The sequence below is a fragment of the Streptomyces griseocarneus genome (assembly GCF_014655595.1).
GTDB lineage: Bacteria > Actinomycetota > Actinomycetes > Streptomycetales > Streptomycetaceae > Streptomyces > Streptomyces griseocarneus.
Genome location: NZ_BNBL01000017.1, coordinates 68731 through 95161 on the forward strand (window position 1 = coordinate 68731; position 26431 = coordinate 95161).

At 68.5% G+C, this 26431-nt stretch carries 34 protein-coding genes; 28 read left to right on the plus strand and 6 right to left on the minus strand.

Annotation, left to right across the window (positions count from 1 at the left end):
* Positions 1–12: 12 nt before the first annotated feature.
* Positions 13–432, minus strand: a complete 420-nt coding sequence (locus tag IE295_RS30270; protein WP_190066980.1) for an NUDIX hydrolase — start codon at positions 430–432, stop codon at positions 13–15.
* A 171-nt stretch (positions 433–603) separates the two neighbouring features.
* On the opposite strand from IE295_RS30270, the gene IE295_RS30275 reads away from it, so the two are divergent.
* Genes IE295_RS30275 through IE295_RS30295 form a run of 5 tightly spaced genes read left to right on the plus strand, consistent with a single transcriptional unit; the run spans position 604 to position 2564 of the window.
* Positions 604–1389: a TauD/TfdA family dioxygenase gene (locus IE295_RS30275; RefSeq protein WP_190066981.1), complete on the plus strand. Its 786-nt coding sequence runs from the start codon at positions 604–606 to the stop codon at positions 1387–1389.
* Positions 1386–1823, plus strand: coding sequence for a DUF6415 family natural product biosynthesis protein (locus IE295_RS30280; RefSeq protein ID WP_190066982.1), 438 nt, complete (start codon positions 1386–1388; stop codon positions 1821–1823). Before IE295_RS30275 ends, IE295_RS30280 begins: the two co-directional genes overlap by 4 nt.
* A 2-nt stretch (positions 1824–1825) precedes the next feature.
* Entirely contained in the window at positions 1826–1990 is a 165-nt protein-coding gene (locus tag IE295_RS30285; protein WP_190066983.1) for a hypothetical protein, read from the plus strand.
* Positions 1987–2373, plus strand: a complete 387-nt coding sequence (locus IE295_RS30290; protein ID WP_190066984.1) for a hypothetical protein — start codon at positions 1987–1989, stop codon at positions 2371–2373. Before IE295_RS30285 ends, IE295_RS30290 begins: the two co-directional genes overlap by 4 nt.
* The gene (locus IE295_RS30295) at positions 2370–2564 is read left to right on the plus strand and encodes a hypothetical protein (protein WP_190066985.1); all 195 of its coding nucleotides are present in this window, start codon (positions 2370–2372) and stop codon (positions 2562–2564) included. The genes IE295_RS30290 and IE295_RS30295 overlap by 4 nt, the downstream gene beginning before the upstream one ends.
* Here IE295_RS30295 and IE295_RS30300 read toward each other — a convergent pair whose 3' ends face one another.
* Positions 2565–3926, minus strand: a complete 1362-nt coding sequence (locus IE295_RS30300) for a helix-turn-helix domain-containing protein (RefSeq protein WP_190066986.1) — start codon at positions 3924–3926, stop codon at positions 2565–2567.
* Between the two features lie 209 nt (positions 3927–4135).
* Here IE295_RS30300 and IE295_RS30305 point away from each other — a divergent pair, with 209 nt between their 5' ends.
* The 6 genes from IE295_RS30305 to IE295_RS30330 all read left to right on the plus strand — a co-directional run bounded on the left by IE295_RS30305 (position 4136) and on the right by IE295_RS30330 (position 9600).
* Positions 4136–5008 carry a dTDP-4-dehydrorhamnose reductase family protein gene (locus tag IE295_RS30305; protein ID WP_190066987.1) on the plus strand — a complete coding sequence of 291 codons (873 nt, stop codon included), beginning with the start codon at positions 4136–4138 and terminating at the stop codon, positions 5006–5008.
* A gap of 34 nt (positions 5009–5042) precedes the next feature.
* Complete coding sequence (locus IE295_RS30310; RefSeq protein WP_190066988.1) at positions 5043–6293, plus strand: SIS domain-containing protein; 1251 nt, start codon at positions 5043–5045, stop codon at positions 6291–6293.
* A 1-nt stretch (position 6294) separates the two neighbouring features.
* Positions 6295–6960 carry an RraA family protein gene (locus IE295_RS30315; protein ID WP_190066989.1) on the plus strand — a complete coding sequence of 222 codons (666 nt, stop codon included), beginning with the start codon at positions 6295–6297 and terminating at the stop codon, positions 6958–6960.
* 9 nt (positions 6961–6969) lie between these two features.
* Positions 6970–8049, plus strand: a complete 1080-nt coding sequence (locus IE295_RS30320) for a DUF2332 domain-containing protein (RefSeq protein WP_190066990.1) — start codon at positions 6970–6972, stop codon at positions 8047–8049.
* Positions 8046–8822 carry a sugar phosphate nucleotidyltransferase gene (locus tag IE295_RS30325; RefSeq protein WP_190066991.1) on the plus strand — a complete coding sequence of 259 codons (777 nt, stop codon included), beginning with the start codon at positions 8046–8048 and terminating at the stop codon, positions 8820–8822. The genes IE295_RS30320 and IE295_RS30325 overlap by 4 nt, the downstream gene beginning before the upstream one ends.
* A 76-nt stretch (positions 8823–8898) precedes the next feature.
* A complete protein-coding gene (locus IE295_RS30330) occupies positions 8899–9600 on the plus strand; it encodes a hypothetical protein (protein ID WP_190066992.1) in 702 nt (233 codons plus the stop codon).
* An 11-nt stretch (positions 9601–9611) separates the two neighbouring features.
* On the opposite strand, the gene galE is transcribed toward IE295_RS30330, so the two are convergent.
* A complete protein-coding gene (gene galE / locus IE295_RS30335; protein WP_190066993.1) occupies positions 9612–10607 on the minus strand; it encodes a UDP-glucose 4-epimerase GalE in 996 nt (331 codons plus the stop codon).
* A gap of 469 nt (positions 10608–11076) precedes the next feature.
* Here galE and IE295_RS30340 point away from each other — a divergent pair, with 469 nt between their 5' ends.
* From IE295_RS30340 to IE295_RS30410, 16 genes are all read left to right on the plus strand, one after another.
* A complete protein-coding gene (locus IE295_RS30340) occupies positions 11077–13023 on the plus strand; it encodes an ABC transporter ATP-binding protein (RefSeq protein WP_224323481.1) in 1947 nt (648 codons plus the stop codon).
* Positions 13024–13031: 8 nt separating this feature from the next.
* Positions 13032–13679 (plus strand): M15 family metallopeptidase, encoded by a 648-nt coding sequence (locus IE295_RS30345; protein ID WP_190067049.1) that lies wholly within the window; start codon positions 13032–13034, stop codon positions 13677–13679.
* A 68-nt stretch (positions 13680–13747) separates the two neighbouring features.
* Positions 13748–14371 (plus strand): hypothetical protein, encoded by a 624-nt coding sequence (locus tag IE295_RS30350; RefSeq protein WP_224323482.1) that lies wholly within the window; start codon positions 13748–13750, stop codon positions 14369–14371.
* Positions 14364–15014, plus strand: coding sequence for an HAD family hydrolase (locus IE295_RS30355; protein ID WP_190066994.1), 651 nt, complete (start codon positions 14364–14366; stop codon positions 15012–15014). The genes IE295_RS30350 and IE295_RS30355 overlap by 8 nt, the downstream gene beginning before the upstream one ends.
* A 13-nt stretch (positions 15015–15027) precedes the next feature.
* Positions 15028–15537 carry an NUDIX domain-containing protein gene (locus IE295_RS30360; RefSeq protein ID WP_190066995.1) on the plus strand — a complete coding sequence of 170 codons (510 nt, stop codon included), beginning with the start codon at positions 15028–15030 and terminating at the stop codon, positions 15535–15537.
* Positions 15524–15997 (plus strand): NUDIX domain-containing protein, encoded by a 474-nt coding sequence (locus IE295_RS30365; RefSeq protein WP_190066996.1) that lies wholly within the window; start codon positions 15524–15526, stop codon positions 15995–15997. Before IE295_RS30360 ends, IE295_RS30365 begins: the two co-directional genes overlap by 14 nt.
* A 252-nt stretch (positions 15998–16249) precedes the next feature.
* The gene (locus IE295_RS30370) at positions 16250–17587 is read left to right on the plus strand and encodes a B12-binding domain-containing radical SAM protein (RefSeq protein WP_190066997.1); all 1338 of its coding nucleotides are present in this window, start codon (positions 16250–16252) and stop codon (positions 17585–17587) included.
* A 72-nt stretch (positions 17588–17659) separates the two neighbouring features.
* The gene (locus IE295_RS30375) at positions 17660–18784 is read left to right on the plus strand and encodes a DNA glycosylase AlkZ-like family protein (RefSeq protein WP_190066998.1); all 1125 of its coding nucleotides are present in this window, start codon (positions 17660–17662) and stop codon (positions 18782–18784) included.
* Positions 18785–18881: 97 nt separating this feature from the next.
* Complete coding sequence (locus IE295_RS30380) at positions 18882–19340, plus strand: NUDIX domain-containing protein (RefSeq protein WP_190066999.1); 459 nt, start codon at positions 18882–18884, stop codon at positions 19338–19340.
* Positions 19341–19442: 102 nt separating this feature from the next.
* The gene (locus tag IE295_RS30385; protein WP_190067000.1) at positions 19443–19811 is read left to right on the plus strand and encodes an ASCH domain-containing protein; all 369 of its coding nucleotides are present in this window, start codon (positions 19443–19445) and stop codon (positions 19809–19811) included.
* Complete coding sequence (locus IE295_RS34215; RefSeq protein WP_263453991.1) at positions 19808–19933, plus strand: hypothetical protein; 126 nt, start codon at positions 19808–19810, stop codon at positions 19931–19933. The genes IE295_RS30385 and IE295_RS34215 overlap by 4 nt, the downstream gene beginning before the upstream one ends.
* Before the next feature lie 348 nt (positions 19934–20281).
* Positions 20282–21499: an endonuclease domain-containing protein gene (locus IE295_RS30390; protein ID WP_190067001.1), complete on the plus strand. Its 1218-nt coding sequence runs from the start codon at positions 20282–20284 to the stop codon at positions 21497–21499.
* 455 nt (positions 21500–21954) lie between these two features.
* Positions 21955–22617 (plus strand): hypothetical protein, encoded by a 663-nt coding sequence (locus tag IE295_RS30395; protein ID WP_190067002.1) that lies wholly within the window; start codon positions 21955–21957, stop codon positions 22615–22617.
* 26 nt (positions 22618–22643) lie between these two features.
* On the plus strand, positions 22644–22946 hold the full coding sequence (locus IE295_RS30400; RefSeq protein ID WP_190067003.1) for a hypothetical protein: 303 nt from the start codon (positions 22644–22646) through the stop codon (positions 22944–22946).
* A gap of 641 nt (positions 22947–23587) precedes the next feature.
* A complete protein-coding gene (locus tag IE295_RS30405; protein WP_190067004.1) occupies positions 23588–23836 on the plus strand; it encodes a hypothetical protein in 249 nt (82 codons plus the stop codon).
* 38 nt (positions 23837–23874) lie between these two features.
* Positions 23875–24264 (plus strand): hypothetical protein, encoded by a 390-nt coding sequence (locus IE295_RS30410; protein ID WP_190067005.1) that lies wholly within the window; start codon positions 23875–23877, stop codon positions 24262–24264.
* Between the two features lie 70 nt (positions 24265–24334).
* Here the strand turns inward: IE295_RS30410 and IE295_RS30415 are convergent, their stop codons facing one another.
* Positions 24335–24613, minus strand: a complete 279-nt coding sequence (locus IE295_RS30415; RefSeq protein WP_190067006.1) for a hypothetical protein — start codon at positions 24611–24613, stop codon at positions 24335–24337.
* 71 nt (positions 24614–24684) lie between these two features.
* On the opposite strand from IE295_RS30415, the gene IE295_RS30420 reads away from it, so the two are divergent.
* Positions 24685–24966 carry a hypothetical protein gene (locus IE295_RS30420; protein WP_190067007.1) on the plus strand — a complete coding sequence of 94 codons (282 nt, stop codon included), beginning with the start codon at positions 24685–24687 and terminating at the stop codon, positions 24964–24966.
* A 202-nt stretch (positions 24967–25168) separates the two neighbouring features.
* On the opposite strand, the gene IE295_RS30425 is transcribed toward IE295_RS30420, so the two are convergent.
* Both IE295_RS30425 and IE295_RS30430 read right to left on the minus strand, forming a co-directional pair.
* Complete coding sequence (locus IE295_RS30425) at positions 25169–25630, minus strand: hypothetical protein (RefSeq protein ID WP_190067008.1); 462 nt, start codon at positions 25628–25630, stop codon at positions 25169–25171.
* Positions 25631–25675: 45 nt separating this feature from the next.
* Positions 25676–26404: a transposase gene (locus IE295_RS30430; RefSeq protein WP_308013166.1), complete on the minus strand. Its 729-nt coding sequence runs from the start codon at positions 26402–26404 to the stop codon at positions 25676–25678.
* Between the last annotated feature and the right edge of the window lie 27 nt (positions 26405–26431).

The window sequence follows — 26431 nt, forward strand, 5'->3', positions numbered from 1 at the left end:
GTTGCCGGCCGGTCAGCGGTGTCGCTGTCCGTACCAGGCGGCAATCGCGCGCTTGTACCCGTCGGGCATGTGCAGGTCCGGCACCTCGTCGGCCGTGAACAGGGCGATCTCCTTGTGCTCGTGGCTGACGACTGGCGTCCGGTCCGGGGTGAGCACAGTGCAGCCGTAGGTGATGATGAGGACGCGCCGGCTGGGGATCGGTTCGTAGATCCACACGCCACCGTCGATGAGCGGTCCGGTCTTCACCTCCCAGCCGGTCTCCTCCAGCAGCTCCCGCTCGACCGTCGTCTCCGGACTGTCGTCGTCGTGCTCGAGGCGGCCCCCTGGCAGCTCCCACTCCTGTCTCTCGTTCTTCAGCAGCAGGACGCGCTGGTGGATGTCGAGGGCGACGGCTTTGACGGAGACGGGCCAGGTCGGGGGCGTGTAGATCATCGCTGTCCTTCGCGGTTCATCGCCGGTCCAAGGGGCGTGCGGAACATAGCATGCGGCCTCCAACTCGCCATCCGATTGGCCGAATTGTCCGAGTCGACAATCTGTCGCTGTACCCCGCCGCCCCGTGCCCCGGACCCTGGCCGCACCATTCCTGACGAGAGGAGCGCGCCGATGCGCGAGGCCCAGCCCTTCACGGCCCACTACATCGACATCCAGTCGCCGCAGGCCGAGGAGCAGGCCCACGAACAGTTACGCGATACCGGGCTGATCACCCTCACAGGCTTCACCTCCCGCACCGTCGTCCGCGACTTCGCCAGCCGGATCATGGACATCACCCCGCATCGCGACAGCGACCCCGACGGGCTCACCACCATCCGCGACACCCGCCGCCACACGCACCTTGCCGGATACGGGGGTTTCGGCAGTGGCGAGCTGGCCCCGCACACCGAGCGTTCCGGTACCCCGGCCCCGCCCCGGCTCATGCTGCTGGTCTGCGGCACCCCCGCCCACCATGGGGGCGCCTGCCTGCTGACTGACGGCCGCGCCGTGTACGCGGACATCGCGGCCCGCCGCCGCGAAGCTGTCATCGCACTCAGCCGGCCTCGCACGGCCTACTTCGGCGGCGGTGACGGTCACCCCACACAGGTGTTCACCGGGCACCCCGATGACCGGATCTCCATCCGGCTCCGGCTCGACGGCCTCGCCCGGTTCAGCCCCACCGTGCAGCCCTACCTGCCCTACCTGCGCAACGCGCTCACCACCTACCAGATCCGCCTCCCGCTCGACGCCGGCCAGGCATACCTGCTCGACAACGAACGCTGGCTCCACGCCCGCGAAGCCTTCACCGGCAACCGCCTGTGCTGGCGCGCCCTGGGCGAGCCCCACGTCGCTCTCCTCAGCGGATTCGCCCCCGCGTCCAGAAACGCGACCGCGGCCAGCCCGGTGGTCGTGTCATGAGAACCCCCGAGATCACCCGCCCCCAGCGGCACGGCACCGGCTGGCGCGCTGTCTGGGCCAGGCCCGACAAGTACCCGATCGACGTCGACGACATCATGAGCACGATCCGCGCCACCCTCGACCGGCTGCCGCTGGCCGCCACCGTCGACCACCTGCTGCTGCAGCTGCGCGGCCACATCCAGCTGCTCCTGCCCGAGATCGAGTCCAAGAACTGGGCGAGGCACGGCCAGGACGACGCCCAGATCCGCCTTGTGACCGGGTTCGTGCGGGACCGGCTGAGTGGGGAGCCGATGTCCGGGCCGGCAGTCGTGCGCTGCGTGTACGCCCAGGAGATGGCCTGCGTCTGTCGCGATCTCCTCGCTCTCGCGCTCGTCGAGCCGGGAGCCGAGCAGCAGCTGGCTGCCATCACCTCGAACTACCTGTGCCGGAGCTGATCATGCCGAACTTTGCGGGCACTGCCGTGCCGAACCTGCCCCCGCTGCCCGAGCGCGAGCGGCCGACGCTTCAGCAGAAGCTCCAGCGGCGGTACTCGCTCGTGGCCCCCAACGAGTCGCGCAACGAGAGCGAGGTCGACGAGACGTCGGCCGGTGAGGAGCGATGACGACCGCCACCCGGGCCCGGCGTGTGCCCGTCGACCGCACAACCGCGCTCGCCCCGCTCGATGTTGAGGCAGTCCGAGCGACGGTGCACAAGATCCTCAAGCCCGCGCACCGCGCGGTTCTCGACGCGGACGACATCAAGACCACCATCGCGGACCTGACGGCACACCTCGGAGTGCTGATGCCTATCGCGGCCGGCAGACACCCGGCACTGGTGGCATCGGTCGGGCGCCGACTGGAGTACGACCCGCCCGACGCAGCCCGGTACCCGGTGTGCGCGCGGCGGTGGGCGGAGGAGTCCGCGCGGTCGGCCGACCAGTTGCTCGGCCTGGCGACCGCCCACGCGAAGCCCCGGAGCAGGAACGCGGGGGTGGCGGGGCGGTGACCGGATTACACGCCCGTGAAGACCAGGACAGCAAGATCGACATCACGCATCCGTTCCGCGCCACGGTGGCCCTGCTCATCGGGGCACTCATCCCGCCCGCCGCCATCGTCCTCGCCGGACACGACGCACCGTCCTTACAGGCCCGGCCGGCTCCCATCGCCCTCCCCGACCAGCCGCTCCCCGAGGAGTGATCAGCTGTGGACTCCCGTACGCGCCGCGAACTCCTTGAGCCCAGGAAGGCTCGTCGAGGAGTACAGCAGGTCCGCGGTGAGGGCCTTCACCGAAGGGCGACGGGCTTCCTCGGGTGCTTCGTGCTCGACAGCGCGAAGAGCGGCAAGGGTGCGGGCATCATCTCCGAGCTGATGCCACATGCGGGCCACGTCTGTGTGAAGTCGTGCGCGGCGCTCGGCGGTCGGGAAGGCGCTCGGGTTGATCCGGGCCACGACCGGCACGGCGTCGTCCGGGGCGCCGAGCTTGTTGTAGATACTCAGGCGAAAGCTCGCGCACTGCGCGCGGGTGGCCTGGATGGTGACCTTCTCCAGGCCAGGCCCGTAGCGCAGGCGCTGCCCGATGGACTCGGCTTCGTCAACCATGTCGAGTGCGGCCGTGCGGTCGCCGTAGTGAGCCACCGTGTATCCGCACGTCAGGAGCATCGCGGCGCGGATGGCCAGGGCCGGCTCGGTGGAGTCATCGGCCAGCTGGCGGTCGGTGTGGACGAGGAGGTCCGCTGCCTGGTGGTGGCGGCCGGCTCGGCGCATGGCGACCGACAGCATGCGAGCGGCCTCGCCGAGTGGAGCGGCTTGGCCGGAGGCGCGGCCGGCGGCGAGGGCCCGGTCGGCGGCGACCCAGACGGCCTCGGAGTGCATTTTGCTGGCCAACTCGCCGGCGAGGCTGTAGGCGTACGCGGTCAGCGCGCAGGCTCGTTCCTTGGCGTGGCCGGTGAGGTGGTCACGGGTCGCGTCGGCCGCGGCGAGCAGCAGTGGCAGTTCAGCGCCGAGATCCTGGTAGCGGGTATGGCGGAAGTCTGCGCGGGCGCGGTGGAGTGCCCGGTCGAGCTGGCTGAGCGAGACGGGGCCGACGGTGGGCGGGCGGAACAGTCCCTCCTCCAAGGCGGCCGCGGGGTCGGCTGGGGCTCGGCCTGCCGGAGTGGCAGGGCTGCCGGTGACCATGACGGCTCCCAGTCCGGCAGCCCCGGTGAGAAATCCCCTGCGCCGCACCGCGTCCTCCTTCTCGTGGTCCCCTGCGCTCACCGTAGCTGCCGTCGTGACGCCGGATCCGTGGCTTTGAGGATCCCGTGCCGGGTCTCGCCCCGGCGGGTGAGCGGCGGTGATCAGGTCATCGGGTGGGATGTCGAGCACGGCCGCGATGTGCAACAGCGTTTCAATCTGGGGGACGATCTGTCCGCCTTCGACACGGCAGACCCACGATTTCGAGTAGCCCAGGACGCCCGCCAGAGCCTCCTGGGTCATCTTCGGCCGTCGGGCGCCCCGGCGGCTGCGCATGAGCGCGCCGAGATCGAGGCCGGGCGGAGCGGTCATGGCATGGACGCTCACGGTGCCTCCTCGCGGGAACGGCGCGTCAACGGTAGCCGCGCCACGCAGCCCGCGGCAGGGCGCATGCAACGAACTTGCGGGTTCCTCAACAGAGTTGAGACCTCGACCAGATCCGCTTTCGCGACGTGACCAGGCGGCTGAACCTACGGCAGGGACCATCCGACGAGAAGCCAACCACCAGGACTCCTTGGGGGTGAATTGTGCGAGCAGTGATCTTCGGTGCATCCGGGCTCCTCGGGCGTTCGATGATGCGGGCCTTCGAGCACTGGAAGGTGACGGGCACTAGCTTCCGCAGGAAGGGCCAGGGGCTGGTCACGGTCGACGCGACATCGACCGACGACGTCCTGAACGCACTGAGCCGCTTCGAGCCGGACGTCGTCGTCAATTGCGTCGGCGAGCGGCGGCCCGAGGCTTGGACGAACGCGCCGGCGCGGGCCCACGAGCTGAATGTCGAGGCGGCCCGGCTGATCGCGGAGGCTACCCGCCATCACGGCGCGCGCTTGCTCCACATCTCCAGCGACTACGTTTTCGACGGGGCCTATCCTCCCTACCGGGTCGATGCCCGGCGGAACCCGGTGAACGCCTACGGCCAGTGGAAACTCCTCGCCGAGGATGCAGTGCGCAGGGCCTGCCCCGAGGCCGTGATCCTGCGGCTTCCCGTGCTGTACGGGCCCGCCGAGTACGCGGCCGAGACGAACCTGACCCAGATCGCCTGCCAGGTCGGCTCCGGTGAGCCGGTCGAGCTGGACGACATCTGCGTGCGCTACCCGACCCATGTGGACGAGGCGGCGGAGGTCTGCCGCTGGCTCGCGGCCCAGTCCAAGGGCCAGTACCTCGCCTCCGTCGTCCACTGGAGCGCCGAGCACGGGTTCACGAAGTACCGGATGGGGCTGATGATCGCCCAGCACTTCGGCATCGCCCCCGACCACGTCAAGGCCGGCGCGGCATCCGGCGATCGGCCTGCCGACTGCCGTCTCGACTGCATGGACCTCCGTGCGGCTCTCGGATGGCCCATGGACCACTGCCGCACGTTCACTGACGAGTTTCCGCAGGTGGTCGCCCCGTGGGTGCGTACTGCTTGACCTTGATCGACATGATGGAAGGGTGTGATCTGCCGTGTCGTCTTCTGTGTACGGGGCCTTCGCCCACGCGTACGTGACGCAGGTGAGCGCCGTGGTCGCCAGGATGCTGGAGAGCGAAGGCGCCGCCGCGGCAGCACTGATGAGGAAGACGGTCGCCGAGGGCAGTTCTGTCCGCGGATTCGGCAACGGCGGCAGCTCGGCCATCGTGCGCTCCGTTCTCGCGCAGCTTCGTGCCGGCCACGCCGGGCTGGACGTGAACGAGGCGATGGTGAGCCTGGCCGCCCTGGCGTACACGGCTCAGCGGGAGGGCTACCGGACGGTGTTCAGCGGGGTGCTGGCCGACGAGATCGACAGCGTGGGCCTGGTCCTCGTCGCCAGCGTGAGCGGCCGGTCGGAGAACATCGTCGAGGCGGTCGGACTCTGCCGCAGGCACGGAGTGCCGGTGCTGGCGACCGTGGGCGGGCGCGGGGATCAGCTGGGACCGGTGGACGGCATGGTCTGGCCCACGGGAGCCACCGACCAGCAGGTCAGCGAGGACGCCATGCTGACCGCGCTGACGCTGACCGCCGCGGCGAGCACGGAGCCAGAGCATTTACCGCTGTCGCACCGCCTGGAGGAGTACCTGCACGCCCTCGCTTCTCTGGACACCCGGCGCCTGGGCCAGTGGATTGGGGCAGCCACACGGGCCGTCACGGACGCCATCCGCCGCCGGAGCGCGATCTACGTGCTGTGCCCAGACGGCGGCCCCCTCGCTCTGGCCGGGGAACACTTCGCTCACAACCTGCACTGGGACGCCCCTCTCGGTGTCGAGGGGATCCGGCCGCCGGTCGTCATGTCCGACCCGTCGCTCGCCGACATGAGCGCGATCTACAACGACCACCCCGACCCGGCGCACGGAGTCCGCTACCAACTGCACTCCGCCTCCGTCGGGGACGTCGTCTTCCTCCTTGCCTACGACTCGAACGGCAGGACGAACCGGCAGGCCGTCGACGCCGCCTTGCAGGCGGGCGCGCACGTCTTTCTCCTGCACCGGGACGGTCCTGACCCGCTCGTGGCCGGCCAGCGCAGCCAGAGGTTGCCGCCCGTGGACGACTTCGGCCTGCCCTGCCTGGTGCAGTCGATCGCCCACATGGTGTGCCGGACTACCCGAGCCGCGCTGGCAGATGGCCCCGCGTCGGCCGCAGGGGCCGGGCCGTCGCCGCTTGACCTCATGGCGCAGGACCTCGCGCCACGTCGAGAACTGTCCGCCCCCACCCCCGCAATTGCCCTGGAAGGAAGGCCGTAACGTGTCCGTTCGCGAGATCCACACCGAGATCAGCCGCCCGACGCGCAGCCAGATCAGTGCCCTGTCCCGTCTTCCGGTCGCGGCGATCGTCGACGCCCTCGGCAAGACCGGCACCCTCTCGTACTGCCTGAAGCTCCAGACCCCCGGCCTGGTCCTGTGCGGCAGCGCCGTCACGGCCCTCGGCCCAGACGTGACCGTGCGCCGCGCAGCGATCGACCTCGCGCAGCCCGGCGACATCGTCGTGGTCGCGGCCGGCGGCAGCAAGGAACGGTCCTGCTTCGGGGGCGTGACCGCCTCGCACATGCAGAGCCGGGGCATCACCGGCGTCCTGGTCGACGGCATGATCCGCGACGTCGCCGAGCTGCGCCACATCGCGTTCCCGACAGTCGCCCGCGGCACCACCCCGCTCAACTACGACTACCCGGCTGGCCGGGAGGAGGGCGCGGTCAACGTCCCCGTGGACATCGACGGCGTCCGCATCGCCCCCGGGGATGTCGTGGTCGGCGACGAGGACGGCACCGTGATCGTCCCTCGTGATCAGGTCGCGGCCGTGATTGCCAAGACCCAGGCCGCCATGAGCGCCGAGGCCGAGAAGTGGTGGCGCCGCCGTGGCCAGAGCCTCGGCGCCGTTCAGCAACTCGCCGACTCCGGCTACACGATCATCTGAGGAGACCCCGTGACCGAGCACGCCAAGCTCGCGGACGTCTTCGAACGGTTCGCCATCCAGCAGGCGGCGGGCAAGTCCCCGCTGTACGAGACCCTGTCCCGCACGGTCGCCCGTACCCCCGAACTCCTCGACCTCGCGGCCGACACGCAGCCGGGACAGCCCGCACCCAACATGCTGCTCGGGGCCATCCACCACATCATCCGCCGCGGCTCCCAGCACCCGCTGGCCACCTACTTCACCGGCCTCGAGGAACTGCCCGAGGCCCGCGCTGGTGCCCTGCTCACCGACTTTTGCCGACGCCACGCCGAACGGATCCGGCAGACCATCTCAACCCGCTCCGTCCAGACCAACGAGGTGGGCAGGTGCGCCGTCCTGCTCCCCGCCTTCGCCGCGCTCCAGCAGCAGCTCGACGACAGCCACCCGATCAGGATCGTGGACGTGGGCGCCAGCGCCGGCCTGAACCTGCTCTGGGACCGCTACACCTACGACTACGGCGGCCACCGGCTCAGCCTGCCCGCCAGCGACCCGGACACGGAGCTGTTCTGCGAGATCAAGGGTGGGACGCCGCCGTTGTCCCTGGACGTCGCGCGGTTCGTCCGGCCGGTCGGGATCGAGCTCCACCCAGTGGACATCACCGACCACGAGGCCACCGAGTGGCTGGTCAGCCTCACCTGGCCCGAGCAAACCACGCGGATGCACACACTGAACAGGGCTCTGACGCTGGCCGCCCGCACCCCGCCGACGATCCTGGCCGGCCGGGCCGAGGACCACCTCGCCGACGTCGTCACCGAGACCCCGCCCGACCGGCACCTGGTCTTCGTCTTCTCATGGTCGATCTACCAGATCTTCGGCTCGCCCGGCGGCCGGGAACGCCTCGTCGACACCCTCGCCGGCCTGAGCCAGCACCGCCCGCTCCACGAAATCTCCATCGGCCACTTCGGCCACAACACCCCCCGCATGATCATGGCCAGCCACAACGGTGGCATGAGCCGCTCCGACGTCGTGGCCCACTGCGACGTCTACGGCACCTGGCTCCACTGGCTGGCCAAGCCGTCCGGTCGGGCGCCTGGTGGGAGGGAGAACCCATGACACGCACGATCACCAGGGCGGTCGTGGCCGCCGGTGGGGCCGGGACCAAGATGGCCCCGATCACCCGCATCATCCCCAAGGAGATGCTGCCCGTCGCACGGACGCCGATCCTGGAACACCTCGTCCACGAACTGCGCGCGGCGGACATCACCGACGTCCTCTTCGTCATCTCCTCACGCAAGGGCCAGATCCCGGCCTACTTCGGCAGCGGCGCGGCGTACGGCATGAACTTCTCCTACCGGATCCAGGACGACGGCACCGGCCCCGGCGCGCCCGTCCTCGACGCCGAGACATGGACCCAGGAACAGCCGTTCGTCCTCGCATTCGGCGACAACCTGATCCGCGGCGGCACCGAAGGGGAGACACCCCTCCAGCGGCTCGTACACGGCGGCACGGCGAACTGCTCAGTCCTGACCCGGCTGTTCCCCGCGGGCAGCGTCCCCCCGCACGAGACAATCCTGGGCCCGGCGGCCCCACCCAGGACGGACCCCGGTCCGTGCGACGTCACCTTCGGCAGAGAGCCCCTGGACCACACCGGCGCCCGGTGGGTGCACGCCTGCGCTGCCCGCTGGGTCCTGGGGACTTTCGTCTTCGAGGCCCTGCGCGCATGCCCGCCGCGCCCCAACGGCGAGCTCTACCTCATCGACGCGGTGCGGCGCTGGATCTGCGCAGGCAACGAACTCCGGGCCGTGCCCCTCCTGCAGGCCGAGCTCCGGTTCAACTGCGACAACTGGGAGACCTACCACGATGCCGTCGCCGTCCTCCGGGCCTGAACGCACCGCCTCCGCCCTCCCGGGCACTCGGATTTCCCTGGAGAGCCCGTTCCAGAGGCCCGGCACCCAGGTCACCGTGATCTGGCCCGAGCAGCCCGTGCGCAGGATCGTGCTCGCCTTGCCGGTCGAGAAGGACGACGGGCGCAAGTACGGCCACAGCCTCGACGAGATCGCACGGCTTCCCGCAGACCTTCGCGACGGAACCGCCTTCGCTGCGCCGACCTTCAGCGAGTCACCCTGGCTCGTCAACCACGCCACCCGGGCCGACTGCCAGCAGGAGGACCACCTCGTCCGCGTGGTCGTGCCGACCGTCCTCGCGGCCCTCGGCGGGCGGGCCCGGCCGCCGGTACACCTGCTGGGGTTCAGCAAGGGCGGCTTCGCAGCCCTCAACCTGATGGCCCGGCACCCCGGCCTCTTCGCCGTCGCCAGCGTCTGGGACGCGTCGCTCCTCAGCGACCGGCCCCCGCACCCGCAACTCGTGAACGTCGCCGGCAGCGACGCGCGCCTGGACGAGTACGACGTGCGCCGCAACCTACGCAAGTACGCATACGTCCTGCGCAGCGCCTGCCGGATCGCCCTGGGGGGAGTCGGCACCCTGGAGGCCGACTGGACCGCCGGCCACCAGCTACTCGAAGAGGCCGGCATCCCGCATCTTGCCTACCGGGATGCGCCTGCTGACCACCGGTGGAGTGCTGCATGGCTGGCTCCTGCCATGCGGTACCTCCTCGACTTGGAAGGCCGCCTGCTTCCCGGGCCGGAAGGAGACCTGGGGCGATGACGGATAAGCGGTCAGTCCTTCAGCATCACGTCGCGCACCGGGATCCAGTCCAAGGACGACCGGATTCCCTCCTCCAGGGAAAGCTGCGGCGTCCACCCCAGAAGCCTCTGGGCCCGGTCACTCTTGGTGTAGCCGCCGGCGACGTCACCGGGCCGCGACTCCGTATCGACCGTGGCGAGCGGCGTATCGACGACCTGGTTGAAGGCTGCGCACAGTTCCCGCACGGTGGTACCCGAGCCCGTGCCCAGGTTGATTGCCATCGACGGCTCCGACTCCGAGAGCAGGGAGTCGAAGCGGCCGATCGCCACCACATGAGCCGCAGCCAGGTCCCAGACGTGCACGTAGTCCCGGATCCCCGTCCCATCGCGCGTCGGGTAGTTGGTCCCGGTGACGGGGAAGGCTGTGCCCTCCCGGTGCGCCTGGATCATCATGCCCAGGGCGTGGCTGGGCCGCTTGAGCTGAAGCCCGGTCCTCATCTTGGGGTCGGCCCCGACGGGGTTGAAGTAGCGCAGCGACAGCACACGCATCTGGCGGGCCGCGGCGATGTCCGCGAACATCCCCTCGCACACGGCTTTGGTGCGCGCGTAGGGGCTCTGCGGTGCGAGCGGGGAGTCTTCGTTCACCGGGGAGCCGTCATCGGCCTGGTAGATGGAGGCCGAGGAACTGAAGATAAGGCGGTCACAGCCGTTCCGGCGGAGATGGCCGACGAAGCGCAGGCTCTTGGCGACGTTCGCCTCGTAGTAGCCGATTGGGTCCTCGACGGACTCCGGGACCACGATCAACGCCGCGCAGTGCACCACCGCGGAGATGTCCGGGTGCTCGGAGAAGATCCGGTCGACCAGCGCCCCGTCGGAGATATCGCCCTCGTAGAAGATCCGACCGTCGGTGAACTCCCTGCGGCCTCGGACAAGACTGTCGAGGATCACCGGGGCCATCCCCTGATCCAGGCAGGCCGACGCCACGGTGCTTCCGATGTAACCGGCTCCCCCGGCGATAAGAACAGACATGATCCTCTTCTTCCCGGTCCTTCAAGGATGGGCGGCAAGGCTAGCGGAGCGCCTGCCCCTCAAGGGGGCCCTTTGCGACAGTTTGTAGGCATTGTTTACGAGTTGGCCTCCAGGCTGATCATCCGTGCGAGGGAGGAGTCGCATCAATGAATGGCCGACGGCGTCCGCAGATCTATGGGGCGGTCTCGCTCGGATCGTGACCCGCTACTGAGTGCCTTCGTTAGGCGCCAGGTGTCTTTGACCAGGGGCTTTTACCCAAAGGGGAGGGGAGACGCTTCATGGAAGGTGGACAGGGAGACAAACCGGCCCGAATGCCGGGTCGGCCGCCGATGCTGGAACCGGTGGTCGGCTACGGGCCAGTGTCGTGGTCGGTCGAGCAGCTGACGACGGCGATGGACGTCGCTGTGGTCGAGTCGATGCTGAGGACGGGACTGGACAAACGCACTCCGAACCGAGGGGGACAGCGCCGGTGACGAACAAGAAGCGGGCGCCGTTGTCGGAGAGCGAGAAGCTGCTGTTCTCCGGCGCGCTGCGGCACGACAAGGCATGGGCGAAGTACTCCGACCCGTTGCTGCGCATGAGCTTTTGGGCCATGGCTCGGCAGTTCCCCAGCATGCTCGCGATGATCGGCCGGATTGCGTGGCGTGAAGACCCCCGCGCCCTGGTGGTTCTGGTGGCCGCGCAGCTGGCCTCCGGCGCCATGTCCGCATTCCTGCTCCTGGCGACGAACGAAGTATTGGTGCATCTTTTCGACAACGGGCCCACCCCGGACAAGCTGCGCGAGGCTCTGCCCGCACTCCTCCTCGGCGGTGCTTCCTCAGCCGGGTCGGTGCTCCTGGGGTGTCTGATCGTCCAGATCGAGGGGCGCCTGTATCCGAAGATCGAACTGTCGTGCCGGACGGCGTACTACGGCATGATGACGCGGGTCGAGATGTCCGCGATGGAAGACAAGGACATCCACCGCCAGCTCGCCCTCGGCCAGTACGGCACCGACTCCGTACGGCGCATGCTCTCCAGCTCGGTATGGATCGTCAGCGGTCTGATGAGCCTGGGTGCCGCCGCCGTCGTCTTGGCTGCACTGCACCCCCTGCTGCTCGCCGCACTTCTGCTCATTGCGGCACCGCGCTGGTGGGGTGCGGTCGTCGTCATGCGCCGCGCCTATGCCTCTCAGCACGCCTGGATCGACCACCGCCGGGCAACCGACGTCCTGCTCTGGCCGATCACCCGGGCTAGCGCGACCCCGGAACTCCGCGTCCACGGCGCCGGTCGGCTCCTGATCCACGCGCAGGAGGACATGGGCCGCACCGCAGCAGCGGAGAAGGCCCGCCTGGCACGCGCCGAAGCGAAGACAGAGATCGTCACGGCCGCGTTGTCCGGAACGGCCCGCATCGTCGCCTACGGGCTGCTGTGGTGGCTGCTGGTCGCCGGCGGGATGCCCCTGGCCGCAGCCGGGACCGCTGTGCTGGCGATCCGTAACGCCACCGGCTACCTCCACCAGATTGTCACCCAGCTCAATCACATGTGCGAGGAGTCGCTGTACCTGACGGACATGAACAACGCCATCCAGCTCGGCGCCCAGCACGCCATCCCCGATCACGGCGCCGGCGTCGAGGGCGAGGGCGTCGATGTCATCCTCCAGGACGTCACGTTCCGCTACCCCGGAGCCGACCGTGACGCGCTCCAAGGCGTGTCGCTCACCCTCCCGAAGGGCAAGGTGGTGGCCCTGGTCGGTGAGAACGGGTCGGGCAAGACCACCCTCGCCAGCCTCATCGCCGGCCTCTACCTGCCCACCACAGGGACGGTCTCCTACAACGGCGTCGACATCCGCGAAGCCAACCGCGAAGCCGTCTTCGACCGGGTCGCCCTGCTCCCGCAGGACGTCGACTGCTGGCCGATGACCGTCCGGGCCAACATCCACATCGGCGACGCCGCCCGGCCACTGGACCAGGAGAAGATCGAAGCCGCAGCCGAACGGGCCGACATCCGCACCGTGGTCGAAGAACTGCCCCACGGGCGGGACTCCATCGCAGCCAAGGACTTCGAACGCGGCGTACGGCTCTCAGGAGGCCAATGGCAGCGCATCGGCGTCTCGCGCGCCGTCTACCGCGAACGCGACCTGCTGATCGTCGACGAGCCGACAGCCGCCCTCGACCCGAAGGCCGAGATCGACATGTTCGAGTCGCTGCGCTCCTTCACCGACAACGGCGTCACCACCGTGCTGCTCATCACCCACCGGCTCGCCGCCACCGCCACCGCGGACGTGATCTACGTCCTCCACGAGGGACGCCTCCTCGAGTCCGGCTCGCACGCTGAGCTGACGGCCATCACCGGCGGGCACTACCGGGAGCTGTACGAACTCCAGGCCGCCCAGTACAACACCGCGCCCGTTCCCCACCCCCGTAAGGAGATCGTGTGACTGACCCGATGCCCGAGATCATCCTGATGTGCGACCCGAAGGTCGCGGCCATACCCGTGCGCGAGTGCGGCGAGCGACTGGTCGACGCGCGCGGCAGCGGACTGCTGATCGACGAAAGCCGGCAGGACGCGGCCGGGCACTTCGCGCATGTCCGTAAGAACGTCCTCGAGCGGCTCCTGTCCGCGCAGGCCGCGCTTCCTGATGGGCTGCGGCTGCTGCTGGTCGAGGGCTATCGGCCGCCGCGGCTTCAGGAGGAGTACTTCGCCGAGTACGCCGAGCAGCTGCGTGCGGAGAACCCGCGATGGACGGCCGAGCAGGTTCACTCGGCGGCCAGCCGCTACGTCTCGCCGCCCGAGGTCGCCCCGCATCCCGCCGGCGCAGCCGTCGACGTCACCCTCGCCGACTCCAGCGGGGCGGAGCTGGACCTGGGGACGCGAATGAACGCCACGCCGGAGGAGAGCGAGGGCGCCTGCTACATGAGCGCCGCGAACGTCAGCTCCCTGTATCGAGCGCGCCGCCAGGTTCTCGCGACCGCCATGTCCAGCGCGGGGTTCGTGAACTACCCGAGCGAGTGGTGGCACTGGTCACACCATGACCGCTACTGGGCGCTCGTCACAGGCTCGCCGGCCGCGGCCTACGGGCCGGTCACCCGATGACAGCGCGCTGGAACCCGGTGCACCTGCACCGTCACATCATCCACGAGGCACGAGCGTAGGGGGAAGCCATGACCGTGATCGTCGGCCTGGTCCACGAAGACCAGGTGCACCTCGGCGGAGACTCCGCCGGTGTCGGCGGAAGCAGGCTCACCATCCGTAAGGACCCCAAGGTGTTCCGCAACGGTCCCTACGCCATGGGGTTTTGCGGAAGTTTCCGCATGGGCCAGCTGCTCCACCACGCCTTCAAAGCGCCCAAGCCCAAAGGCGACCTCGACCGCTTCATGACCACGAAGTTCGTCAACAAACTCCGCACGTGCCTGAAGGAGGCCGGCTGGGCGCGTAAGGAATCCGAGCAGGAGCAGGGCGGGACGTTCCTCGTCGGCATCTACGGCCGCCTGTTCATCGTCTACGGCGACTACCAGGTGGCCGAGCCCGCCGACGGATACGCGGCCGTGGGCTGCGGCAACGAATTCGCCCTCGGAGCCCTCCACGCCACAACATCCACGAACCTGGCACCACGCGAACGCTTGACCGTCGCCCTGGCCGCCGCCAGCCACCACAGCACGGACGTCAGCGAACCCTTCACCTACACCACCGCACCCTCGCACAGCGAACTGCTCGAAATCGAAGCAGCCCAGTACGCGACTGCGAAGGTGCCTGCCCCGAGGGAAGAGGAGCCCGCAGATGCGTGAACTGGTCGCCTTGTTCGACCTCGACGACACCCTGATCCCGCGCCAGAAGATTTTCGCGAAATGGGCGGCGGAGTTCTCCGCCGAACACGGCGTGCCACTGGAATGGCTGCTGAAAGCCGACCCCGAGTACTCGTCGCGCCGGGCGGAATTCTTCGAGCTGGCGAAGACCACATTCGGTGTGCGGCCACCGGTGGAAGAACTGCATGCCCAATACCGGCGGCGGATGCCTGAGCTGGTCGAGCCGGACCCACAGGTGTGCGCGATGCTCGTCGGCCTGCGGGAAGCAGGCTGGCGACTGGGGGTAGTCACCAACGGCATGGTGGGCACCCAGACGAACAAGCTCCACCAGGCCGGGCTGTATGACCTGGTGGACACGGTCGTCATCTCCGAAGCGGTAGGTGTGTGGAAGCCGGATGCGCGGATCTTCCGTCACGCTCTCACCCAGCTCGACGCCGTCGCCGGGCCGCGCGTGGTGATGGTCGGGGACAGCCTCGAGCACGACGTGGCGGGCGCCCGCATCACAGGGCTGACGACCGTGTGGGTCTCGGATGGCCGTTCGCTGCCCCGTACGGGCCCCCGCCCCCAGCACACCATCCGTACGGTCACCGAGGCCGCCGAGCTGCTTCACGCAGTCGTCAACTAGGGAGGGAATGATCATGGCGAACCAGTGGGTTCCGCCCGAGGAATACGTGAAGAGGTTGCCGATGCACGCGGCCTTCAGCTGCATGTTCTTCACCGACACCGAGGGCCGGGTGTTGCAGCTGCGCTCGTGCGTCAAGCAGCACACGCAGGTCTGGCAGTGGCCGGGCGGCAACACCGACAACGAGAACGAGGCCCCGTTCGAGACCGCCGTGCGGGAGTGCAGGGAGGAGACCGGCATCATCTTCACCGGCCAGCCGAAGGTCCTCGCGGTGTTCTGGCAGTCCGTGGGGCACTGGCCGGTGGCGAAGCTCGGGCTGGCATTCGACGGTGGGCAGCTCACGGCAGACGAGCTGGACCGCATCGTTCTTGATCCGGACGAGCACGACGAGTTCGCGGTCCGGTCGGTGGACGAATGGGCGAAGGCGATGGACACGCGATGGTGGGAACGTCTCGCGGCCGTCCACCGCGCGCAGCAATCCGGTGCGACGGCGTACCTGGAGATGCGGTCCGATGCCCTCTGGTGACCACTTCCTCATGGGCGCCGGCGTGCTCATCCAGCACGACGACGGGCGCGTCCTGCTCGTCCACCACGCCAAGACCGGACGTTGGGTGATCCCCGGCGGCAAAGCTGAGCCGGGCGAGACACCCCGGCAGTGCGCGGTACGCGAAGCCCGCGAAGAGACCGGGCTCGACGGCCGGCCCGGTCGGCTGCTGGCCGTCCAGCACCTCACCGCGGACCGCCACTGGGGCAACAAGTACATCGCCGACCCATACGAGCTGTTCGTCTTCGCCCTCCACACGGACCCCGACCAGCACGCCGGCATCCGGGTGCCGGACGGGGAACTGCTGGGCTGGGACTGGTTCACCCCCGACGACGGAGTGAAGCTCATGGACCCGACGAATGAGGCACTCTTCATGGCCGTGATCCAGGCTGTGGCCAATGGGACCTGCGCCTACCTTGAGGACCTCCAAGCGCTGGAGTAGTCACCATGCGAGTGCACCTGCTCTAGACGGGGCGCACCATCCCGGGCGTGGGCGACCGAGGCCGACTCGTACCGCGTGAAGCTCCTCGACGCCGTGCAGCGCGCCCGGACGACGGCCCGCACTGAGTACGTGGTGCACAGCACGCCGTGACACCCAGGCAGCGCAGGTGGCCACGATCACCTGCGCCGACCAGGTGTTCTGCGTCCTGCCGCGGGCTCGCGCGAGTCCGCCGAACACGGAAGGAGATGCTCGATGCGCGTTGCTCTCGTGTATCCGGAAGTGCTCGACCTGGCACGGTTCAAGGAGAACAGGAAGGAGTTCCCGCCCTTCGGAGTGCTCTACCTCGCGGCCGTCGCCGAACAGGCTGGCCACGAGGTGAAGGTGATCAAGGTCAGCAACGGCGACCACGTACGCGACTTCAGCGGACTGGACGTCGTGGCCTTCACCATCCCCTCCTCAGCCACGTACGGCATCATCAGGGACTGCCGCCGCGACAGCCAATACGACGGCGACCCTCTGGTCTTAGCCGGTGGGGTCCACCCAAACTTCTACCCCGAGCAGACGCTGCTCGACATCGAGCCTGATGTCGTAGGCGTCGGCGAGGGCGAGGAGACCTTCCTCCAGCTCATCGCCCAGGCCCGTACCCGCCGCTTCGGCGACGTCGGCGGCGTCTGCTACCGGCACGGCGGCCAGACCGTGCGTACTCCGTCCCGGCCGCTCCTCAAGAGCATCGACACGCTGCCCTTGCCGGCCCGACACCTGCTGCCCGCTGAGGACCTGGTGATGGCCGACCGGCTGTCGAACACGGACCTGTCCATGGCGCACGTCATGTTCAGCAGGGGATGCCCGTTCCCATGCCGGTTCTGCGCGGCGGCCCAGACCCGCATCCAGTACCGATCCGGCGCCAGCGCCCGCCGTGAGCTCGTGGGCATGATCGAGCGGTACGGCATCGAGGGCTTCGCGATCGTGGACGACAACTTCATCGTCAACAAGAACAAGGTGCGCGATATCTGTACCAGCATCAGCGATCTGTCGCTGAAGTGGTCGGCGCTCTCCCGGGTGGACACCGTGGACGAAGCCTTGCTCGTAGACATGGCCAGGGCCGGCTGTCTGGAGGTGAAGTACGGCATGGAATCCGGCAGCCCGAAGGTCCTCAAGGCTATGAAGAAAAACATCACCGCCGATCACATCCGCCGCGCGGTGCGGTGGACCCGCGCGGCCGGGATCAACGTGAAGCTGTTCCTCATCCACGGCTTCCCGGGCGAGGACCGGCAGACCACCGAGGAGACCATGGAACTGCTGGCCGAGCTCGGACCGGATGTCGAGCGCGCCTCGCTGTTCCGCTTCGTGCCCCTGCCGGGCACCTACGTCTACGACCACCCCGAAGAGTTCGACCTGCACGGAACGAGCCACCAGGCGGGCTGGAGCGGGGACTGGGGCCAGTACCACATCCACCACAACGACAAGCACTGGTGGGGAACCGAGGAGCAGTTCGACGAGGTCCAGGCCGGGTATGAGGCGCTTTCAGCTCTGGTCGAGGAGCTATGGCCCGACCGGCACCAGTTGACCCCGTCGGCTCCCGCCGCCTGACCGCTACCACTACGCTCGGGTGCCGCTGTTGTCCCGCTGGCCTCCAGCCGCCCCGAGCGTGAGGAGCACACGATGAGTCTGACCGCGACGTTGCCGGCGGCCGTCGAACGGGCGGCAGTGGCCACACGGCACGGCTGGGGCGTCGCGGCCGGACCACAGAGCATCAGCAGCCTCGCGGCTGTGCAGGCCGGGCTGCACGCAGCCCGGCTCCTCACCCCCTACGTCACCGCCCACACCCGGCTTCCAGGCTTCGCCGCCCCGCAGCTGCGGGACTCGCTCGCGCCGACGGGCGCTCTGGTGAAGATCCGGTGCATGCGCCGCACGCTCCACCTCTGGCCGCTCGACCAGGCCGCCGACGCCCACGCTGCCACCTTGCGGCTGCGGCTCGGCGCGACCAGTGCCACCGGCCGCCGCCACGGCCTCGATGACCGCGACCTCGAGCGCTGGGCTGACCACGCCGTCACCGCGCTGAAGGTCGGACCCCTGTCCTACCGGGACCTGCAAGCTCGCCTGGCCAAGGAGCGCCATACGGCCAGCACGGAGGCCGTCCGGCTGGGCATCAAGTGGGCCTGGGAATCCGGGCGTATCGCCTGCCTCAACCTCGCCTCCTCCCTCCACCGCGAGCAGCGTCACTTCGCGGTTATCGATCACGCGCACCCCAGTCTCTGCCTGGACGGGCGCGACCCCCGCGCGGCGGCCGTCGCCCTGGTCCGCCGCTATCTGCGAGCCTACGGTCCCGCCGCCGAAGGCGACCTGCTGTGGTGGTCCGGACTCACCCGCGCCGAGATCACCCCGGCCCTCGTTGCCCTCCGCTCCGAAGTCGCCTGGGTGCGCGTCGAGGGGCTGCCCGAGGACCTTCTCATCCACCACGAGGACCTCGATCAGGTCCGGACGGCCGAACCGCTACCCGCCGATCACGTGAAACTCCTCGCCTTCGAGGACCCCACCTTCAAGGGCTACTTCACCACCCGCACCCGCTACCACGACCCGGACCACACGACCCGGGCCTTCAACCCGATCGGTGAGGTCCGCGCCGCCATCACCGTTGCCGGCCGGATCACCGGAACGTGGGAATGGGACAAACGCACCCGGGCCGTGCGGTTCGCTCTGTTCACCAGGCTGCCGCGCGGCGTGATGCGGCTGGTCCGCCAGCAACTTGATCAGGCCGAAGCGTTCCTGCGGACCGAGCCCTGCTAACCGTCCGGCACCAATTGACCCAAATAGGCCCCTGCGGCCGTACCGCAGGGCCATAATCGGTGGCCTCATTCCGCCCCACGAGAGACCGCCTGCCACCGTGACCGCACAGCGCCATCGCCGTATCTGCGACGTCCACCTGCTCCTCATCCGCGACGACAAGGTCCTCCTCAGCCTGCGCAAGGGCGGCTACGCCTCCGGCCTCTGGCAAGTCCCCAGCGGCCACCTCGAAGCACAGGAACCCACGGACGACGGGACCGCCCGCGAGGGCATGGAAGAGATCGGCGTCCGTGTCCCGGACGGCCAGCTGGAGTTCGCGCACTTCATCGACCACCGCGCGCCTGGCGAGGAACCCCGACTCGGGGTCTTCTACCGCGCCCGCTCCTGGGAAGGCGAGCCGTACAACGCCGAGCCCGCGAAGTGCGGCGGCATTGGCTGGTTCGGCTTCGACGAGATCCCGAACAACACCGTCCCCTACCACGCAGCGGCGCTGGCCAGCATCGCCGCAGGCACCGTACGGTCCCGGTTCGGCTGGGAACCCGCACTGAGCACGAGGTGAGCGGACAACAGAAGGTGCCGCCCGTCACGGTGGCCGGCGAGGTGATCTGTCTCCTGCTGCGGGGCACTTCCCTCGATCAGTGAGCAAGAGTTAGGACGACTCATGGCCTCGCGCCCTCCACAGATCGGCAAGACCTCTCATGTCCGCGACATGGCGATCTATAGGCAGTACTACGACCTGATCGCCGACGGTACGAAGACGATCGAGGTTCGCGTCGCGTACACGTCGATGCAGAAGATCAAGGAAGGCGACAGGATCAGGTTCACCTGCCGGGGGGACGAGACCCTCACCCAAGTCAAGCGCGTTGGCCGGTATAGGTCCTTCGATGAGATGTTTGATCACGAGGCGGTTGAGGCCATCAACCCGAAGGCCACCCGCGAGGAGCAGCTCAAAGCAATCCGCGAGATCTTCACGCCGGAGAAGGAGGCCCTCGGCGTGCTGGCGATCGAGGTCGAAAAGGTGGCGCCATGAGCCCGCGGCGATTACTGACGGCCCCCAAGGGCAACCACTGCCGGGCGCCCCTGGCCGCCACCGTCCTGGCGAAGCGCGGCAGCACGAGCGTCGAAACCCAGTCGGCCGGCTTTCGGGACTGACACGTCGGGAAGCCCGCTCACCCCGTGATGGTGTAGATCGCCCAGAAGTTCACGCCCCGGCTCGCCGCGACCACCTCTGCGGACGAAACCTATGCCCTCCACGAGGGCCGGCTGCTGGAGGCTGGCACCCGCCAGGAGCCCCTGCCTGACACGGACGGCCACTACCGGAATCTGTACAGCCTGCGAGCCTCCCAGTACGACACGGCGGCCGACAACCCGGGTGAAGGTGCCGACACAGAAGACGTGACGGTGAAGGGCGAATGATCCGGTCGCAGTCGGCGGAGACCGGACCCCGTTCGCACGTTCGACGGTGGTCTGATTGTCAGTGACCGCTGCCACACTCCGCGCATGCCCGTGACGCTCACCTGCGCCCGCTGCGGCCAGAACTTCACTATGCCGCCCTCCCTCGCCAACAGGAAGTACTGCTCCCGCGTCTGCTTTCGCAGTGAGCAGGCCGAACAGACCGCGTGGACGACCCACAACTGCCTGCACTGCGGCAACGCCTTCCGCGTGACCGGCAAGGAGCACAAGGCCGGCCGTTCGTACTGCTCGCGGCCCTGCCACCATGCCGCGACCGCCCGCCAGGCGCGTACGTGCGGGCAGTGCGGGACCGAGTTCTACCCCAAGAACACCAACAACCCCGCCGGCACCTTGCGTGGGCAGTTCTGCTCGAAGACCTGCTCCGGGCTCGCCCAGCGCACCCGCGTGACCCGCACGTGCATCGAGTGCCGCACCGAGTTCGAGATCAAGCCGTCCCGCGTCGAGAAGGGAAGAGGCTGGTACTGCAGCAAGGCGTGCATGCACCGGTCCGACGGCACGGAAGAGCGCACCTGCCAAGGGTGCGGGAAGAGGTTCCGGGCAGTCCTGAGCGTCATCGCTCAGGGCTGGGGCAGCTTCTGCTCGCAGCCCTGTACCTCGCGACGCGTCACCCGCGCCTGCCAGGTTTGCGGGTCCGAATTCTCGGTGAAGCAGTCAGTCTCCGACAAAGGAGCGGGCTTGTACTGTTCGAACCCCTGTCGAGACCAAGGCAAGCTGAACCAGGTCCCCAAGACGTGTCCCCAGTGCGGTGTCGAGTTCAGCGTCCCGGCGTCCCTCAAGGACAGCCGCCGCGCGTGCTCGCGTTCCTGCTGGTCGAAGATGATGGGCACCGATCCGAGGCGGTCGGCGATTCTTGCCCGCGCCCGCCACGAGATGCTCACCAATAGGGCCCCGACCCGGCCCGAGCGCATCCTGTACGGACTCATCGACGAGCTGATGGCCGAGCTCGCGCCGGACATCGGATGGGAGCGACAACTGCGCCTGCTGGACCGGTGGACCGTGGACGCCGCGATCCCCGCGCTGCACCTGGTGCTGCAGGCCGACGGCGACTACTGGCACGGCCTCCACCCGGAGGATCGCAAAGACCCGCGGGTCCTCGGGAACATGGCCAACGACGGTCGCCAAGACCGCAAGCTCACCGCGGCCGGGTGGACGGTGCTCCGGTTCTGGGAGAGAGACCTGATCCGCCACCTGTCGGCCTGCGCCGAGCGGCTGCGCGCAGCCGTCGTCGAACGCACGATGAGATAGGAGGGCTAGTCTCCGGCGCCGCGGGAAGCGCTCCCGAGGGCCCGGGCCATCGGTGGAGGGGCCCCGGTGGCCTGAGCACTCGGAGGCTGAGCTGGTCCTGGTGCTGAAGTCGGTAAGTACCTGACCCGGGGTGATGCGAGGGGTGTAACAAATTCGCGACCAGCGCGTACCTAGTAGACGCGGGGCTCTGCTTGGGAGTCCCCGTGCCGTCCAAATTCCTATACAGGAGATGCCCCTCCGATGAGCGCTGCCACTGCCGTCAAGGCTCCCAGCTACCCCGCCCCTCAGACGCTTCGGGAGCTGGACCGCTTGCTGTCGAATTCCGGCGGCCCGAGCGCCCACATCATCGTCCTGCCCCCTCAACTGGCCGCCCGGCTTCTTCGCCGCAACACCAAGAACCGCAACCTGCGGACTGCGGTGGTCGAGGACTACGTGCGCGACATCCAGGCGGGCACGTGGCCGCTCAACGGGGAGCCATCAAGCTCGATGTGCAGGGCAATGTCCTCGACGGCCAGCACCGCCTGCACGCCATCGTTAAGGCGGACGAGTCGGTCACCACCTTCATCGTCGGAGGACTGCCCCCAGAGGCGCAGACGACGATGGACTCCGGTCTGCGGCGCACCACGGCAGACGCCCTGTCTCTTACGGACGAAACCAATGCCATCACGGTCGCTGCCATTCTCCGCAAGGTCTGGACGTGGCAGCAGGGCGACCGTAAGTTCACCCGCCGTATCAGCCCCACCACCACGGAGTCCCGGGACCTCCTAGAGAAGCACCCCGAGATCCGGCGCTCCGCCGAAATCGCCATGCGCACTCGCGCGGCGTTCCCGCACATTCCCCAGTCGGCATTGGGCACTGCCCATTTCCTCTTTAACGCCATCGACCCTGATGAGTGCACCTGGTTCTTCCAGCGTTTGGGTGACGGTGTCGAACTGTCCAGTGGGCATCCGATACTCGCGCTTCGTTCCCGGGTCACGTCCGAACGCGCCAAGGAAGGCCGGATCGCGTGGGAGCGCCACCTGTCCTACCTGGTGTCCGCCTGGAACGCCGTGCGTGAGGACCGGCCGTTGACTCGGCTGGTTGTCCGCCCTGACGCCCCCGTACCAAGCCCGAAGTAGCCCTCGACATAGGAGATGCCCCTCCCATGAGCACTACCTTTGTCGACGGTTTGGACACCTCAGCCGTGCACTGGAAACCGGTGTACATACGCCTCCAGCCCACGGCGGCCGAAGCGATGGCGCTCGCCGCCGGGTTTCCGATCTTCCCTCCCCCGCTGCCCAACACCTCCGTGAAGGTCCGTAGCGAGGTACCGTGCCCGGCCTGCGGCGACGGCCGGGTGTCGCGATTCTGGCGCATGGAGCATCGCGCGCTCATCGCCGGGGCGAGGTGCCAGCGGCGACACGTGTTCGTCATGGCGCCGCCGCTGTGGAAGGAGGACGAAACATGACCGCGCTGGCCGTGGAAAACCCCTCCCCACTGTGGACCGGACGCGCCATCGTGCGGGCGGCAGGCCGAATGGCGCTGCACGTGGCCGTCGAGGGCGCCCAGGTGCCCCCCCGCCGCGATGTTCACCGTGCCCGTGGAGTGCCGCCCGGACGCCGAGTCCGCGCCGGGCGTACGGCCCTGGACCGGACCGGTCGACGAGGGACGGCTGTGCACGCCGTGCCTGCGAGTACTGCGAGGAGAACCTGAGCCGGAACTGGCCCGGCTGGTGCCTGCCAGCACGGTCCCGGTCGTGCCGGAACCGGACTCGGGTCGGAGAGCACGTCGCCTGATGACAATGCCGGATCTCCCTGCGTACGCCGAGCGAAGCCTGCCGGCCGAGCACGGCGGGCGGCCGATCCGGTGGTCCGAGTGGGGCGAAGCACCGAAGCTGTCTCATGCATGCGACTGGTGCGGGGACCCCGGGCCGTGCGTGATGGCGGGCGGCCGTCAGGGCAACCCGTTGGCGAAGGACGACCCGCTACGCTGGTTCGTCGCCTACCGCTGTTCGTCCTGCCAGGAGACGCGTGTCTACCAGCAGACCGGAGCAGCCGATTTGAAGCCGATCGCCCACTTCAAGCCCGAATCGCCGAAGGGAGGCCGCACGTGAGCGCCACCACCGAGCCGTCCGCGAAGCTGCTGGGGGAGGTAGCGCTGATCGCGTGCGGCCGCCGGGAGGGCAAGATCCGATCATGCCCGTCATGTGAGAGCCAGGCTCCGGCCCTGCTGAACATCGCTCGCACGGGCCCCACGGACGCCCTCGCAGCTGCGATATGCGGCGACAACAAGGGCGCCTGCCGAGCCTGCCAGGCCAAGGCAGAGATGATCCTCGCCGAGACGTCGTGCGCCGCCTGAGCGGGGAGATCGGGCCGCAGTCAGGGCGGACCCGCTTCATGGGGGAGCTGCTGCCGCTGGAGGGCTGGATCAACCTCGAGCTGCACTGCCACCTCGATGGGGTCGGCCCCTCCGATCGGCACCCAGCCCTCTCGCAGGTCCTGTTGTCGGTGCCACCGCCCGAGGAACAGGGCAGCGTCGATCAACGGGTGGAAGCCCTTGCCGACTACATCAGCCGCACCCTGGAGCAGGGCGCCAGCGTTGAGGAGCTGGAGCGTTCCGACCGGGCTGAGTCTTACCGGTACCTCGCGGAGGTTCTGGTCCCATGGCTCGCCGCCGCCCCTCGCCAAGAGCTGAAGGACGCGTGGGATCGCGGCTACGAGGCGGGCCGTCGGCGCGCTGAGCATGGCGCTGAACCACGCTCCGGCTCCGTCACGCTCTCGCGGTGAGCACGCGACGGACCTCGTCTCCCGGCGGCCCTTCTGCGTTCTCCAGGCGTGTGCCGGGCCACGGGCGGGTTCAGGCCGCGCTCTGGTCCGTGGCGCACAGTGGGCAGGCTGCCTTGCACTCGTCGAGGTCCACGCAGACGACGCACCCCTGATCGCCTTCCCCGGCCGGCGGCATACCGCTCAGGTCGAGTCCGCACAGCGCTCGGTCCGGGTCACAGCAGTAGGTGTGGCTGATCATGTCGCTGGTCGGCATAGCCGTGGTGGGGGCCGCAGCCGGGGCTTCGCCGCGGGCGCGCGCGACGACGGTTCGAGTGGCGTGCTCGAGGGCTGTGAGGAACGGATCCGTCATGGGTACGGAGGGTAGCTTGGCCTTGCTAGATACCGCTGTCCGACGGGTCGAGCCGCCCCCATACTGGCGTCATGACGGAACAGCCGGAGGTCATGACGGTGGAGCAGGCCCGCGAGCTGGTGAACGCCGCGCTCGCGGACGATGAGCTCGACCTTGCTGTGCCCCTCGGGCCCTCACTTGCGCTTCGCGAGGGTCTGTCCAGCAGGGTGCTCTCCGTGTTGTCGCGCGGGGACTATCACCCGGCGGTCGACGACGTTCCGGGGAGCCTGACCTACCGTGACGGCGACCAGGTTCGCGTCGTTACGCTCTCGCCCCAGTCGGAACTCCTGCTCTCCGCGTGCCTCTCGTCCTGACCTGTCGGAAGGGCCGCTCGTCAAGGTCACTCGACGAGCGGCGCCATCCCGGGGGGACGGCGGCTCCGTGGAAAACCGATGCTCGCCTTCATCCAGGCCCTGCTGGTCCACCAAATCGCACCCGCAGAAGTTGCTGTTGATGGGGCTCGGTGAATCTGGTTCTGACCGCGATTCCGTGAGTCAAGCAAGGCGTCGCGGTGGATCATCGTTGGAGTGGAGGGTGGTCGCTGCCGAGCTCGCCTCGCGCTATCTCCATGAAGGAATGGAGGCGTTCACGCTTCGCGGTGCGCCCGTTTGCGACAGCACCGCGCATCTGCTCGTGCAGTGCTTTGGCGTAGTCATGTGCTGCTTGTGCTGCCTCGTGTGAGCAGGTCAGCTCGACCGGCTTTTTCGCCAACCACAGTGCGTGCAGCTTTTCGTCTTCGGGGCCATCAACTGTGGGCAGGCCGCGGTTCCTGCGGTCCAGGACTAACTCAACCCGCTGAGCGGCAGCCAGGAATCCGAGGATGGCTTCCTTGCGCTCTGCGTACTTGGCCGCAGCGCGATGCTGCTGGTCACGCTGTGCCTCGACACGCCTCGCCAGGTGCTGGCCAACGAGCGTGCCAACCGTTCCGAGAAGGACACCGATCAAGGCGAGAACCGTCCCACCAGCAGTTCCGTCCATAGCTCACAGCTTGCTTGATAGTGACCGGTTCCGTGAAGGCCATGGTCAGGTGAGGATCCGGGTTCGGAGGAGCTCGAAGGAGGCCCGGCCATACATTGCTCTCTTGAGCGCTTTCACCCGGTTCACGTGGCCTTCGACGACACCTGAGCTCCAGGGCAGGGTGAGCCCGGCGGTGACGGCGTTGAGGTCGCGGCGGAGGAAGCCGGCGAAGCCGCTCATGGGTTTCGGGGCGTCCTGTTCGGCCTGGCGGATCCACTTCAGCAGAAGGTACCCGCGCTGGTGGCGGACGAGGTCGGTGAAGGTTCGGGCGAGGTCGCAAGTCCGGGCGATGTCCGGGCAGGCGAGCCGGACTTGAAGAAGTCGTTCTTCCTGGCTTTCGGTCAGGGTTTCGCGGGGCCGCATGAACCATGAGGTGATCTTGTGGGGGCTGGAGCAGTCCGCCCGGATCGGCTCAGCGGTGCCTTCCCGGAGGGCGGCGAGGTGCCGGCGGACGACGATGCGGCTTCCGCGGTAGCCGCGTTCTTGGACCCGTGCACTCCGTGAGCGACCGCGGCGCCTCGACAGCCCCATACGCATCCGCCGGCAATCGAGGCAGGCCGACCAGGATGCAGGTGAGGGCCACCGACTACCAATTCCGACGGGCAAGCACCTCAGCGCTGTGGAGAGCCCTAAAATGCCCCCACCGGCGAGCTTCGGGGGCGGAGTGGGTGGTAACGGCTGGTGGCGGCAAGGAGCTTGGGGGACGCTCGCACTGGGGGCGTGTACATGGCTCATCACTGAGACGGCCTCCGGGCTCCTGCC